The 11850-nt window shown below is 68.1% G+C and carries 11 protein-coding genes and 1 tRNA gene; 7 read left to right on the top strand and 5 right to left on the bottom strand.

The genetic code is table 11. The features are described 5' to 3' along the window. The first annotated feature begins 141 nt into the window (after nt 1–141). Together KUD94_RS07595 and KUD94_RS07590 are read left to right on the top strand one after the other, a co-directional pair. A tRNA-Lys gene (locus KUD94_RS07595) sits at nt 142–241 on the top strand. A 169-nt stretch (nt 242–410) separates the two neighbouring features. Then, nucleotides 411–746: a serine/threonine protein kinase gene (locus KUD94_RS07590; protein WP_218236340.1), complete on the top strand. Its 336-nt coding sequence runs from the start codon at nt 411–413 to the stop codon at nt 744–746. A 293-nt stretch (nt 747–1039) separates the two neighbouring features. On the opposite strand, the gene ftsY is transcribed toward KUD94_RS07590, so the two are convergent. Then, on the bottom strand, nt 1040–2167 hold the full coding sequence (gene ftsY, locus KUD94_RS07585; RefSeq protein WP_218236338.1) for a signal recognition particle-docking protein FtsY: 1128 nt from the start codon (nt 2165–2167) through the stop codon (nt 1040–1042). A 29-nt stretch (nt 2168–2196) separates the two neighbouring features. On the opposite strand from ftsY, the gene KUD94_RS07580 reads away from it, so the two are divergent. The 4 genes from KUD94_RS07580 to coaD all read left to right on the top strand — a co-directional run bounded on the left by KUD94_RS07580 (nt 2197) and on the right by coaD (nt 6239). Further along, on the top strand, nt 2197–3639 hold the full coding sequence (locus tag KUD94_RS07580) for a pitrilysin family protein (protein ID WP_218236337.1): 1443 nt from the start codon (nt 2197–2199) through the stop codon (nt 3637–3639). 11 nt (nt 3640–3650) lie between these two features. Continuing rightward, nucleotides 3651–5030 carry a pitrilysin family protein gene (locus tag KUD94_RS07575; protein WP_218236335.1) on the top strand — a complete coding sequence of 460 codons (1380 nt, stop codon included), beginning with the start codon at nt 3651–3653 and terminating at the stop codon, nt 5028–5030. Then, nucleotides 5027–5617: a 16S rRNA (guanine(966)-N(2))-methyltransferase RsmD gene (gene rsmD, locus KUD94_RS07570; protein ID WP_218236333.1), complete on the top strand. Its 591-nt coding sequence runs from the start codon at nt 5027–5029 to the stop codon at nt 5615–5617. The genes KUD94_RS07575 and rsmD overlap by 4 nt, the downstream gene beginning before the upstream one ends. 94 nt (nt 5618–5711) lie before the next feature. Then, complete coding sequence (gene coaD, locus KUD94_RS07565; RefSeq protein WP_218236331.1) at nt 5712–6239, top strand: pantetheine-phosphate adenylyltransferase; 528 nt, start codon at nt 5712–5714, stop codon at nt 6237–6239. A 102-nt stretch (nt 6240–6341) separates the two neighbouring features. On the opposite strand, the gene KUD94_RS07560 is transcribed toward coaD, so the two are convergent. From KUD94_RS07560 to gpmA, 4 genes are all read right to left on the bottom strand, one after another. Further along, nucleotides 6342–8207, bottom strand: coding sequence for an FMN-binding glutamate synthase family protein (locus KUD94_RS07560; RefSeq protein ID WP_218236329.1), 1866 nt, complete (start codon nt 8205–8207; stop codon nt 6342–6344). A gap of 67 nt (nt 8208–8274) precedes the next feature. Beyond that, a complete protein-coding gene (locus tag KUD94_RS07555) occupies nt 8275–9024 on the bottom strand; it encodes a molybdopterin-synthase adenylyltransferase MoeB (RefSeq protein ID WP_218236328.1) in 750 nt (249 codons plus the stop codon). A 71-nt stretch (nt 9025–9095) separates the two neighbouring features. Beyond that, on the bottom strand, nt 9096–10532 hold the full coding sequence (locus KUD94_RS07550; RefSeq protein WP_218236326.1) for a S41 family peptidase: 1437 nt from the start codon (nt 10530–10532) through the stop codon (nt 9096–9098). Between the two features lie 77 nt (nt 10533–10609). Then, the gene (gene gpmA / locus KUD94_RS07545; RefSeq protein ID WP_218236324.1) at nt 10610–11353 is read right to left on the bottom strand and encodes a 2,3-diphosphoglycerate-dependent phosphoglycerate mutase; all 744 of its coding nucleotides are present in this window, start codon (nt 11351–11353) and stop codon (nt 10610–10612) included. Nucleotides 11354–11426: 73 nt separating this feature from the next. On the opposite strand from gpmA, the gene KUD94_RS07540 reads away from it, so the two are divergent. Then, the gene (locus tag KUD94_RS07540; RefSeq protein WP_218236323.1) at nt 11427–11834 is read left to right on the top strand and encodes a rhodanese-like domain-containing protein; all 408 of its coding nucleotides are present in this window, start codon (nt 11427–11429) and stop codon (nt 11832–11834) included. Nucleotides 11835–11850 lie beyond the last annotated feature (16 nt).

Here is an 11850-nt window from a genome sequence, read left to right as displayed (position 1 = left end):
TTCAGTCCGGAAGGTGACCTTCATGCAGCAGTCCGAAGCTAGTCCGTTTGTTTTTTTTGGTGACAGTCTGGTGACAGTTTTGGCATGAATGGAATTGTACGCCTACGGACTTAATTGGATTATGAATCCATATAGATCAATGGGTTGCATCTCTGGTGACAGTCCACGAAAATCCAGAAAAATACATGATTTCGGACTTTTAATCCGTTGGTCGCGCGTTCGAGTCGCGCACGACCCACCATCCTTCGCTGATTCTGCGCAGGCCTTCTCGCCGGGGATGCGCATCTTTCCTCAGGGCCGCCGCAGACCTTCATTGCGGTTTGTGTACTTGGCGTTGCGCCCAACACCAGGCCAGCCCGGCACGTGGCTTGCTCCCCGTGTGCATAGCAAGACCCAAGAGGAAATCAGCCATGAAAACCCCGAGCACCCCCGCCTCTGCAGCCGCCGACACGCCGAGCGAAGCCACCGCGCGCGCCGAGACCAGCGCCGAAGCCAACGCCACCATGAGCGCCGAGAAGGACGTCTCTGCCGGCATGGACGAAGTGAGCGCGCACCCGCTGGACGACATTCCGCAGGATGGCCCGCTGGACTTCGATGACGCCACGCTGCTGCACCCGCGCGGCGACACGCGCCGCACCGGCGGCACCTGGGACGACGAGGGCGCCGACAGTGGCGCTACGGCACCACCCGCCGAAATCATGTCAGAGCACGTGCTGCCGAGCAGCCAGCCAAAGCGGCGCGAGTAGCGCTGACAAGCGTAGCGGCGTGTGCGCGGCGCGGCGCGCGGCATGGACGACGTGGCGCTGATGACCCATGCCAGCGGCATTACCGGGCTGCCCAAGGGCGCGATGCTGAGCTTTGCCAACGCCCTGTTCAAGACCGAGGCGACCGCGCAGGCCAAGGACTTCCGCAGCAGAGCATGGTGTTTTCGGTTGCGCCGCGCCACGTGCGCTTCATCGATGCGTTGCCGGCGACCGGTGCGGGCAAGGTGTTGCGCCGCCTGCTCAAAGACCTGTGAAGCGCCTTGCAGGGCGCCGCTTCAGCCCAGCAGCGCGTCGGCGAATTCCCGTGCCTTGAAGGTTTGCAAGTCTTGCACCTGCTCGCCCACGCCGATGAAATAGACCGGCACCGGGCGCTCCTGCGCGATGGCGGCGAGCACGCCGCCCTTGGCGGTGCCGTCGAGTTTGGTGACGATCAGGCCGGTGAGCTGCAGCGCCTCGTCGAAGGCCTTGACCTGGGCGAGGGCGTTCTGGCCGGTGTTGCCGTCGATGACCAGCAGCACCTCGTGCGGGGCGCTGGCGTCGGCCTTGGTGATCACGCGGCGGATCTTGGTGAGCTCTTGCATCAGGTGCAGTTGCGTGGGCAGGCGCCCGGCGGTGTCTACCAGCACCACGTCCTTGCCGCGGGCGCGGCCGGCGCTCACTGCGTCAAAGCTCACCGCAGCCGGGTCGCCCCCCTGCTGGCTGATGATGTCCACGGTGTTGCGCGTGGCCCAGACGCCGAGCTGCTCGCGCGCGGCGGCGCGGAAGGTGTCGGCCGCAGCCAGCAGCACGCTCTGGCCGTGGTCGGCCAGGTGCCGCGTGAGCTTGCCGATGGAGGTGGTCTTGCCCGCGCCATTGACGCCCGCAACCATGATTACCGTGGGCTGGTGCGCGCCTATGACCAGGGGTTTTTCCAGCGGTTGCAGCAGCTCGGCGAGCGCCTCGGCCAGCAGCGCCCTGACGGCGGCCGGGTCGGCGGCCTTGCGTTCCTTGACCTTGCGCCTCAGGGTCTGCAACAGCGCGGTGGTGGCCTTCACGCCGGTGTCGGCCATGAGCAGGGCGTCTTCGAGCTCTTCGTACAAGGCCTCGTCGATGCGCGTGCCGGTAAAGACGGTGGTGATGCTGCTGCCGGTCTTGCGCAAACCGGCCGACAGGCGCGCCATCCAGCTCTGGCGGGGCGCCTCGGCCATGGCCGGCGGGGCGGCTTGGGCGTCGGCGGTGGCTGTGGGTGGCGCGGCTGTCGAAGGTGCTGCCGGCGTGGCTGGGGCAGGGGCTGCAGCCGGCGACGGAGCCGGAGTCGAGTGGGGCGGCCCACTGCCCTGACTCTGGACCTTGTCCGCATCGGACGCTGCGGGCGCGGCAGGGGCGGGCGCTGGCGGGGTTTTTTTCCTGAAGAAGCTGAACATTGCGGAGTTTCTAGAATCGCAGCCATTCTATGAAACACGCCCTCTTGTTTTGCGGGGTGCTGGCATGCGCAGGCGCGCTGGCACAAAGCTCCGGCGCTGGCGCTCCTCCCGCCGCCAGCCAGCCCGTCGTGCGCACTGCTTCGGGCGCGCAGCAGTTTGCGCTGTCCAACGGCATGCAGCTGGTGGTGCAGCCCGACCACCGCGCGCCCACTGCCATCCAGATGCTCTGGGTGCGCGTGGGCAGCATGGACGAGGTCAACGGCCGTACTGGCCTTGCGCACATGCTCGAGCACATGATGTTCAAAGGCTCGCAAGCGCTCGGGCCGGGCGAGTTTTCGCGCCGGGTGGCCAGGCTGGGCGGGCGCGAGAACGCCTTTACCACGCGCGACTACACCGGCTACTTCCAGCAGATTCCGGCCGACAAGCTCAGGGACGTGATGCAACTGGAGGCTGAGCGCTTTGCGCACAACCAGTGGCCCGACGAGGAATTTCACAGGGAACTCGAAGTGGTGAAGGAAGAGCGGCGCATGCGCACCGAAGACCAGCCGCGCGCGGCGCTGATGGAGCAGCTCAACGCCGCGACCTTCATGGCCTCGCCCTACCACCATCCGGTGGTGGGCTGGATGAGCGATCTGCACAGCATGCAGCCGGCGGACGCGCGCGCCTTCTATCGCCAGTGGTATGTGCCGGGCAATGCCGCGCTGGTGGTGGCGGGCGACGTAGACCCCGAACAGGTGCGCGCCTGGGCCGAAGAGATCTACGGCAAGCAGCCCGCAGCGGCGCTGCCCGAGCGCAAGCCCCAGACCGAGCCCGAGCAGCGCGGCATGCGCCGCGTCAGCTACAAGGCGCCGGCCGAGCAGGCTTATGTGGCGCTCGCCTTCCGCATTCCGGGCATGCAGCGGCTCGAGCACTTGCAAGCTGAGGACAAGGACGCGCTGTCGCTGCTGGTGCTCTCGGCGCTGCTCAGCGGCTACGACGGCGCCCGGCTGGACCGGGAGCTGACCCAGGGCCCGCAGCGCGTGGCCGACAGCGCCGGCGCCTACGCTTCCATCTTCGGGCGCGGAGCGGCCACCTTCATGCTCACCGGCGTGCCGGCAAGCGGCCAGAGCGCCGAGGACGTGGAACAGGCGCTGCGTGCCAGCGTGCAGCGCGTTGCCCGCGAAGGCGTGAGCGCGCAGGAGCTGGCGCGGGTGAAGGCGCAGTGGGCCGCGTCCACGGTCTACGCGCGCGACTCGCTCATGGGCCAGGCGATGGAGCTGGGCAGCAACTGGGTGCAAGGCCTGCCGCTCGACGCCGACGAGCGGCTGCTGGCGCTGCTGCCCCAGGTCACGCCGCAAGAGGTGCAGAGCGTGGCCCAGCGCTACTTCGGTGATGCGCAATTGACCGTGGGCACGCTGCTGCCCCAGCCCCTGCCCGCGGGCGCCAAACCCAAGGCGGGCGCGGACGGCGCCGGCCAGGGCGCACTGCGCTGAGGGGGGCGAGCATGATCAAAACCGTCAAAAAGATAGCTTCTGGCGCAATGCTGACGGGCGTTTGCGGCCTTTTTTATGCACAAAGTGCGTTTGCCCTGTTGCCGATAGAACACTGGAGCCGGCCCGACGGCGCGCAGGTCTGGCTGGTGCAAAGCCCGGCCATTCCCATGGTGGATGTGCAAGTGGACTTCGACGCCGGCAGCCGCCGCGATCCCGCCGCCCAGGCCGGTCTGGCCAGCGCCGCCGCGCTGATGAGCGCCAAGGGCGTGCGCGCCGCCGGGGGCCGGCCAGCGATGGACGAGAACCAGCTCGGCGAGGCCTGGGCCGACCTGGGCGCGAGCCTGAACGCCGACGCCGGGCGCGATGCGCTGAGCTTTTCGCTGCGCTCGCTCACCCGGCCCGAACTGCTGGCACCCGCCGCAGAACTGGCCGCGCGCCAGATCGGCGAGCCCAGCTACCCCGCCGCGGTCTGGCAGCGCGAGCGCGCGCGCTGGAGCGCCGCCATTGCCGAGAGCGACACGCGCCCGGGCACGGTCGCGGGCAAGGCCTTCGCGCAGGCGGTCTACCGCGGCAACCCCTATGGCTACGAGACCACGGCCGCCACGCTGCAGGCGATCAGCGTGGCCGATCTGCAGAGCTACCACGCGCGCTACCTGCAGCGCTGCAGGGCGCGCGTGGCCATCGTCGGCGCGCTGGACAGGGCGCAGGCGCAGAGCCTGGTCGATACGCTGCTCGCGCGCCTGCCGGCCCGGGGGGCGGACGGCTGCGCGCCGCTGCCGGAGGTGCCCAGCGTCCGGCCGCTGAGCGCGCCGCAGCGCATCGACATCCCGTTCAACTCGGCCCAGGCGCATGTGCTCATCGGTCAGCCCGGCATTGCGCGCAAGGACCCGGACTTCCTGGCCCTGCTGGTGGGCAACCACATTCTGGGCGGCGGCGGTTTTGCCTCGCGCCTCATGGAAGAGGTGCGTGAAAAGCGCGGCCTGTCCTACAGCGTGTACAGCGATTTCTCGCCCGGGCTGAACGTCGGCGGCTTCGTCGCCGGCCTGCAGACGCGCCCCGACCAGGCCGCGCAGGCGCTGCAGGTGACGCAGCAGGTGATTGCCGACTTCGTGCGCGACGGCCCCACCGACGCCGAGCTGCAGGCCGCCAAGGACAACCTCATCGGCGGCTTTGCGCTGCGCATCGACAGCAACCGCAAGCTGCTGGGCAATGTGGTCAACATCGCGCGCAACGGCCTGCCGCTGGACTATCTGGAAGGCTGGACCGAGCGCGTGCAGGCGCTCAGCGCCGAGCAGGTCAAGGCCGCGATGGCGCGCGTGCTGCAACCCGAGCGCATGGTCACCGTGGTGCTGGGCGCGGCGCCTGCCGCCACGGCGGCCAGCCGGCCATGAAGGCACGCACCGGCGCGCGTGCACCGGGCGAGGTGCGCATCATCGGCGGGCAGTACAAGCGCACCCGGGTGCCCGTGCTGGATCGCCCCGGCCTGCGCCCCACGCCCGACCGGGTGCGTGAAACCCTGTTCAACTGGCTGGGCCAGGACCTGACTGGCTGGCGCTGCATCGACGTGTTTGCGGGCAGCGGCGCACTCGGGCTGGAAGCCGCTTCGCGCGGCGCGGCCCAGGTCTTGCTGGTCGAGCAGGACGCGCTGCTGGTGCGCCAGATCACGCAACTGGCCCAGCGCCTGCAGGCGCCGAGCGTGCAGGTGCGCCGCGGCGACGGGCTGAGCGAGCTTGCGCGCTGCGCGCCTGCCAGCCTGGACCTGGTGCTGCTGGATCCGCCGTTTGATGCGCAAGAGCTGCTGCCCGCAGCGCTGAAGAGCGCGGCGCAAGTGCTTGCCCCCGGCGGCTCGATCTACCTGGAAGCCGCACGGTGCTGGGACGCCGCCGCGCTGCAGCCCGCAGGCCTGGTCTGCCAGCGCTACCTCAAGGCCGGCGCGGCGCACGCCCACCTGCTGCGGCGTGCGGCCGAAAGCTATTGAAACAAGAGCTGCCCGCGCTTGCTGCATCTGCGCGCAAACCGCTTTTTCTTTTGAAGACCAGCATAATGTGCGCTGGCCCCCGCAGGAGTGCACCGTGCCCGACCAACGCCTTGCCGTCTTTCCCGGAACCTTCGACCCGATCACCCTGGGCCACGAGGACATGCTGCGCCGCGCCTGCGCGCTGTTTGACCGGGTGATTCTGGCGGTGGCCATCGCGCACCACAAGAAGACGCTGTTCACACTGGACGAGCGCCTGGCGCTTGCGCGCGCCGCGCTGGCCGATCTGCCGCAGGTGCAGGTGCTGCCCTTCGAGGGACTGGTGACCGAATTTGCCGTCGCCCAGGGCGCGCAGGTGATGGTGCGCGGCCTGCGTTCGGGCAGCGATTTTGACTACGAGTTTCAGTTGGCCGACATGAACCGCCACCTGCGCCCCGAGCTGGACACCGTCTTCCTTACGCCCGACGCGCGCTGGCAGAGCATCAGCAGCACGCTGGTGCGCGAGATCGCGACGCTCGGCGGCAAGGTGCAGGACCTCGTGAGCGCGGCGGTGCTGGCGCCGCTGCTGGCCAAGGTGGGGCGCGCGCAGCAGGGCGCGCACTCGCCCGGTGCGCAGGCGAGTTAGAACGCTATTTTTATAGTAGCTGTTAGCGCTTGTCCAACAATCGTTTGAGCCACTTTTTGTTCATATTCCGTGCACGGCGTGGCGTCCGCCGTGGGCCGCACGTCAGGAGCCCGTCCAGTCCGCCGGCACCTGCGAGCCCGCGGTCGCGGTCGGCGAGCTTTTGGCCTGCTCGGGAACGATGGCGCTCACCGGCGCCGGGTGCGGCGCGCGCCGGCGCGTGAGCGATTCGGCAATCTGCACGGCCGAGGCCGGGCGCCCGCCCACGGTGGGGCGCAGGATGTCGGGGTTGTAGCGCAGCTCCTCGGGCGTGGGCACATGCGGCGCGAAGTTGTGCGCGTCCGCCAGCGGCCAGTACAGACGGTAGACGTTGTGCTGGTTCTGCAGGTCATCCAGGATCGCGCGCCGCTCTATCGTCGGCATCAGCGCCGAGAGCAGGCGGATGCGCGCGCTGTCTATGCGCCGCACGATGTGGTGGGTGGAGAGCTGGTCCGGGTGCATCAGGCCTGCGGCCTGCAGCAGCTCCTTGAGCGCATGCAGCGTGTTGGCGTGGTACTGCGCCACGCGCGGCGCCTTGTCCGAGACCACCAGCGCCTTTTCGCGCACCGGGTCTTGCGTGGTGATGCCGGTAGGGCAAAAACCGGTGTGGCAGACCTGCGCCTGGATGCAGCCCAGCGCCATCATGAAGCCGCGCCCCGAATTGCACCAGTCCGCCCCGAGCGCGAACATGCGCGCCAGGTCAAACGAGGTGATCACCTTGCCCGCCGCGCCGATCTTGATGCGCTCGCGCAGACCCACGCCGATCAGCGTGTTGTGCACCAGGTGCAGGCCCTCTTGCACCGGCGCGCCCATGTGGTCGGCGAATTCGATCGGCGCGGCGCCCGTGCCGCCCTCGGCGCCGTCGACGACGATGTAGTCGGGCGTGATGCCGGTCTCCAGCATGGCCTTGACGATGCCGAACCACTCCCAGATGTGGCCTATGCACAGCTTGAAGCCCACCGGCTTGCCGCCCGAGAGCTCGCGCAGCCGGGCGATGAAATGCATCATCTCCACCGGTGTGGAAAAGGCGCTGTGCGCGGAAGGCGAGACGCAGTCCTCGCCCTCGGGCACGCCGCGCGCGGCGGCGATCTCGGCCGTCACCTTGGCACCGGGCAGGATGCCGCCGTGGCCGGGCTTGGCGCCCTGGCTGAGCTTGATCTCAATCATCTTCACCTGGGCGTTGGTCGCCTGCTCGGCAAAGCGCTCGGCGCTGAAGCTGCCATCGGGATTGCGGCAGCCGAAGTAGCCCGAGCCTATCTCCCAGATCAGGTCGCCGCCGTGCTCGCGGTGGTAGCGGCTGATGCCGCCTTCGCCGGTGTCGTGGGCAAAGTCGCCCATCTTGGCGCCCAGGTTCAGTGCCAGGATGGCATTGGCCGAGAGTGCGCCAAAGCTCATCGCCGAGATGTTGAACACGCTGGCGTTGTAGGGCTGCGTGCAAGGGGAAACGCCTACGCGCTCTGTGTCCGGCCGACCACCTATCCAGATGCGAAAGTCGTGTGAATCGATGGTCGTGGGATGCATGGAGTGGTTGATCCACTCATAGCCCTTGGCGCCCACGTCCAGCTTGGTGCCGAAGGGGCGCACGTCGGGCACGCCCTTGGCGCGCTGGTAGACCACGGTGCGCTGCGCGCGCGTGAAGGGTTCGCCCTTTTCAATGTCGCCCTCGATGAAGTACTGGCGGATTTCCGGGCGGATGAACTCCAGGAAAAAGCGCATGTGCCCGAGGATGGGGTAGTTGCGCAGGATGGCGTGGCGCGTCTGCTGCATGTCGTACACGCCCACCGCGATCAGCACGCAGGCAAGCACGAAGATGCCCAGCGGCCAGGCCCCGGGGCGCAGCGCCATCCACGGCAGGCTGATGACGGCAGCGGCCACGGACAGGGCAAAAGTGGTGTAGCGCACATGGGTGGCCACGAAGTGGGGATGAAACATGGACGGACAGACAAGGAATGCCGATGGGCGATCCTAGCCCACCCGCCCGGCTTTGGGCAGCGTGCGCTCAGCGCCCGGCGCAGACGCTGCAGCCGGGCTCGCGCGCCAGCGCAACCTCGGTCCAGCGCATGCTGCGCCCGTCGAGCATCAGCAGCCGAGCGCTCAGCGTCTGGCCGAAGCTTGCTATCAACTTGAGAGCTTCCGCCGCCTGCATGCTGCCGATGATGCCCACCAGCGGCGCAAAAACGCCGAGGGTGGCGCAGGCTTCCTCTTCCAACGCGGCATGGGGCGAGAACAAACAGGCATAACAGGGCGCGTCGGCGTTGCGCAAGTCGTACACCGCGATCTGCGCGTCCAGGCGGATGGCCGAGCCTGCCACCAGCGGCTTGCGCGCCGCCACGCAGGCGGCATTGATCGCGTGGCGCGTGGCGTAGTTGTCGCTGCAGTCCAGCACCACATCGGCCGCCTGCACCAGCGGCGCGAGGCTCTCGCGCGTGACGCGCTCACGCAGGCGCTCGACCACGACTTCGGGGTTGATCGCCAGCATCGCGCTGGCGCAGGAGTCGACCTTGGCTTGGCCAATGCGCGCCGTGGTGTGGGCGATCTGGCGCTGCAGGTTGGTCAGGTCCACCACGTCGTCGTCTACCAGCGTGATCCGGCCGACGCCGGCCGACGCCAGAAACAGCGCCGCGGGCGCGCCCAGGCCGCCGGCGCCGACGATCAGCACCCGCGCGGCCAGGATGCGCTGCTGCCCCTCGATGCCGATCTCCTCGAGCATGATGTGGCGCGAATAGCGCAGCAACTGGTCGTCGTTCATGGCCGGGGCGCGGATGGAAAAAAAGGCCGGCTGCCGCCGGCCTTGCTCCCGGGCGGGCAGGAGCGCGGCTTTCAGTCTTCCTTCTTGGCTTCCTTGCGCTCGGTCAGCGTCTTGCTGGCCAGCACCGGCAAGCCCTTGAGCTGGTTGAGCGCCTGCTGCAGCTGAAAGTCCTTGTCCGAGCCGAACTCGGGCAGTTTGCGCTCGATCTTGGCGTTGCGCGCCTCTTCCTCGAGCTTCTTGCGCGCCGCCTCGCGTGCCTGCTCCAGCGCCTTGTCGCGCGCCTGCTCCTCGCCCTGGGTGTTGTCCAGGTGCTTGCTCAGGTCGGACTCGCGCAGGCGCAGTGCTGCATAGATGTCGCCCTCGGCGGTTTCGTCGAGCATCACGTCGGGCACGATGCCGCGCGCCTGGATGGATTTGCCGCTGGGCGTGAAGTAGCGCGCCGTGGTCAGCTTGATGCCGGTGTCCGGCCCCAACGGGCGCACGGTCTGCACCGAGCCCTTGCCGAAGGTCTGGCTGCCCATGATGGTGGCGCGGTGGTTGTCCTGCAGCGCCCCGGCGACGATCTCGCTGGCCGAGGCCGAGCCCTCGTTGACCAGCACCACCATGGGGATGCTGTGAAAGAGCTCGGGCAAGCGCTTGAGCGGATCACCGCCGCGGCGCGCGTAGTTCGCGGGCGAGGCGGTGAAGATCGCCTTGCTTTCGGCCAGTTGCCCGTCGGTGGTGACCACCGTGGCGCCCTGGGGCAGGAAGGCCGCCGAGATGCCCACCGCCGCATCCAGCAGGCCGCCCGGGTCGTTGCGCAGGTCGAGCACCAAGCCTTTGAGCTTGGGGTCTTGCTGATAGAGGTCCTCGGCCTTGCGCACGAAGTCGTCGAGCGTGCGGTCCTGGAATTGCGAGATGCGCATCCAAGCGTAGCCAGGCTCGATCAGCTTGGCCTTGACCGAATGGGTCTTGATCTCCTCGCGCGTGATGGTCACCGGGAAGGTGCGGCTTTCCTCCTTGCGGAAGATGGTCAGCGTCACCTTGGTGCCCGGCTCGCCGCGGATGCGCTTGACCGCGTCGTTGAGCTGCAGGCCGCGCACCGCCTCGTCGCCGATCTTGGTGATCAGGTCGCCGGTCTTCAGGCCCGCACGGTCAGCGGGCGAGCCTTCGATGGGGGAAACCACCTTGATCAGGCCGTCTTCCTGGGTGATCTCAATGCCCACGCCAACGAAGCGCCCCGAGGTGCCCTCGCGAAATTCCTTGAAGGATTTTTTGTCGAAATACTGCGAATGCGGATCGAGCCCAGAGACCATGCCCGAGATGGCGTCGGTGATGAGCTTCTTGTCGTCCACCGGCTCGACGTAATCGGTCTTGATCAGGCCGAAGACCGCGGCAAGCTGCTGCAGCTCTTCCAGTGGCAGCGGCGACATCGCGCCGCGCGCGACGGTTTGCAACGACACCGTGGTGAGCGCGCCCGCGAGCACGCCTACCGAAATCCATCCTGCAACCTTGAACTTGTGCCCCATAAACCACCTTTACCGCGTCGCGGCAATATACACCCTGGGCGCCCGTGCACGCGCCCGCGCGTATCTGTTTGCCCGCATCACGCCTTGCCCTGTGCGGCCACGGCAGCGGCCGCCTGGGCAGCGGCCTCGGCGTCGCCCAGGTAATGGCGGCGCAGCGGCTTGAGCTCGGCGTCCAGCTCATACACCAGCGGGATGCCATTGGGGATGTTCAAGCCGACGATGTCCGCGTCGGAAATGCCGTCCAGGTACTTGACCAGCGCGCGTATCGAATTGCCGTGCGCCGCGATCAGCACCCGTTGGCCCGCGCGGATCGCTGGCGCGATCGCCTCCTGCCAGTAGGGCAACACGCGCGCCACGGTGTCCTTGAGGCATTCGGTCAGCGGGATCTGCTCGGGGTTCAGGCTGGCGTAGCGCAGGTCGCCGCGCTCGCTGCGCGGGTCGTCCGGCTCCAGCGCAGGCGGCGGCACGTCGTAGCTGCGCCGCCAGATGTGCACCTGCTCGTCGCCGTACTGGCGCGCGGTCTCGGCCTTGTTCAGCCCCTGCAGCGCGCCGTAGTGGCGCTCGTTCAGGCGCCAGCTGTGTTGCACCGGCAGCCAGGTGCGCTGCATCGCGTCCAGACAATGCCAGAGGGTGTGGGTGGCGCGCGCCAGCATGCTGGTGTGGGCCAGGTCAAACTCGTAGCCCTCGGCCGCCAGCAACTGTCCGGCCTTGCGTGCCTGGGCAATGCCGGTGTCGGTCAGTGGCACATCGGTCCAGCCGGTGAAGCGGTTTTCCAGGTTCCAGGTGGATTCACCGTGTCGGATCAGAACGAGCTTGTGCATGCAGCAAGACCTTGGCCAAATGAAAAACCGCCTATTCTAGAATCGACGCCTTTCCCCTTGGGCACGCAGCGCAGTGAACTTCCTCCTCGAAAACTGGTATTTGATCGTCCTGGCCCTGGTCTCGGGCAGCATGCTGGCCTGGCCCACGCTGTCGGGAGGGGGCGGCGCAGGCCTCACGCCGACGCAAGCCGTGCAGCTCATCAACCGCGAGAAGGCGGTGGTCGTCGACGTGTGCGAGCCCGCCGAATACGCCGCCGGCCACGTCAGCGGGGCGCGCAGCGTGCCGCTGTCGCAGTTCAAGGAGCGTCTGCCGCAAGTGGTCAAGAACAAAGGCGTGCCGCTGGTGCTGGTGTGCGAGCGCGGCATGCGCGCGCGCCGCGCGACGGCAATGGCGCGCCAGCTCGGCTACGACAAGGCACAGACCCTGGCGGGCGGCACGCGCGCCTGGCGCGAGGCCAACATGCCCATCGAAAAAGCCTGAGCCCTGCCTGTTTGCC

The sequence above is a fragment of the Comamonas sp. NLF-1-9 genome, assembly GCF_019195435.1.
Classification (GTDB): Bacteria; Pseudomonadota; Gammaproteobacteria; order Burkholderiales; family Burkholderiaceae_C; genus Comamonas_C.
The sequence above is the reverse complement of the archived record's forward strand: the minus strand, read 5'-3'. Positions and strand labels throughout refer to the sequence as shown.

Coding starts and splice junctions, on each gene's coding strand:
- KUD94_RS07590 (WP_218236340.1), top strand. CDS start 411: ATGAAAACCCCGAGCACCCCCGCCTCTGCAGCCGCCGACACGCCGAGC.
- ftsY (WP_218236338.1), bottom strand. CDS start 2,167: ATGTTCAGCTTCTTCAGGAAAAAAACCCCGCCAGCGCCCGCCCCTGCC.
- KUD94_RS07580 (WP_218236337.1), top strand. CDS start 2,197: ATGAAACACGCCCTCTTGTTTTGCGGGGTGCTGGCATGCGCAGGCGCG.
- KUD94_RS07575 (WP_218236335.1), top strand. CDS start 3,651: ATGATCAAAACCGTCAAAAAGATAGCTTCTGGCGCAATGCTGACGGGC.
- rsmD (WP_218236333.1), top strand. CDS start 5,027: ATGAAGGCACGCACCGGCGCGCGTGCACCGGGCGAGGTGCGCATCATC.
- KUD94_RS07560 (WP_218236329.1), bottom strand. CDS start 8,207: ATGTTTCATCCCCACTTCGTGGCCACCCATGTGCGCTACACCACTTTT.
- KUD94_RS07555 (WP_218236328.1), bottom strand. CDS start 9,024: ATGAACGACGACCAGTTGCTGCGCTATTCGCGCCACATCATGCTCGAG.
- KUD94_RS07550 (WP_218236326.1), bottom strand. CDS start 10,532: ATGGGGCACAAGTTCAAGGTTGCAGGATGGATTTCGGTAGGCGTGCTC.
- gpmA (WP_218236324.1), bottom strand. CDS start 11,353: ATGCACAAGCTCGTTCTGATCCGACACGGTGAATCCACCTGGAACCTG.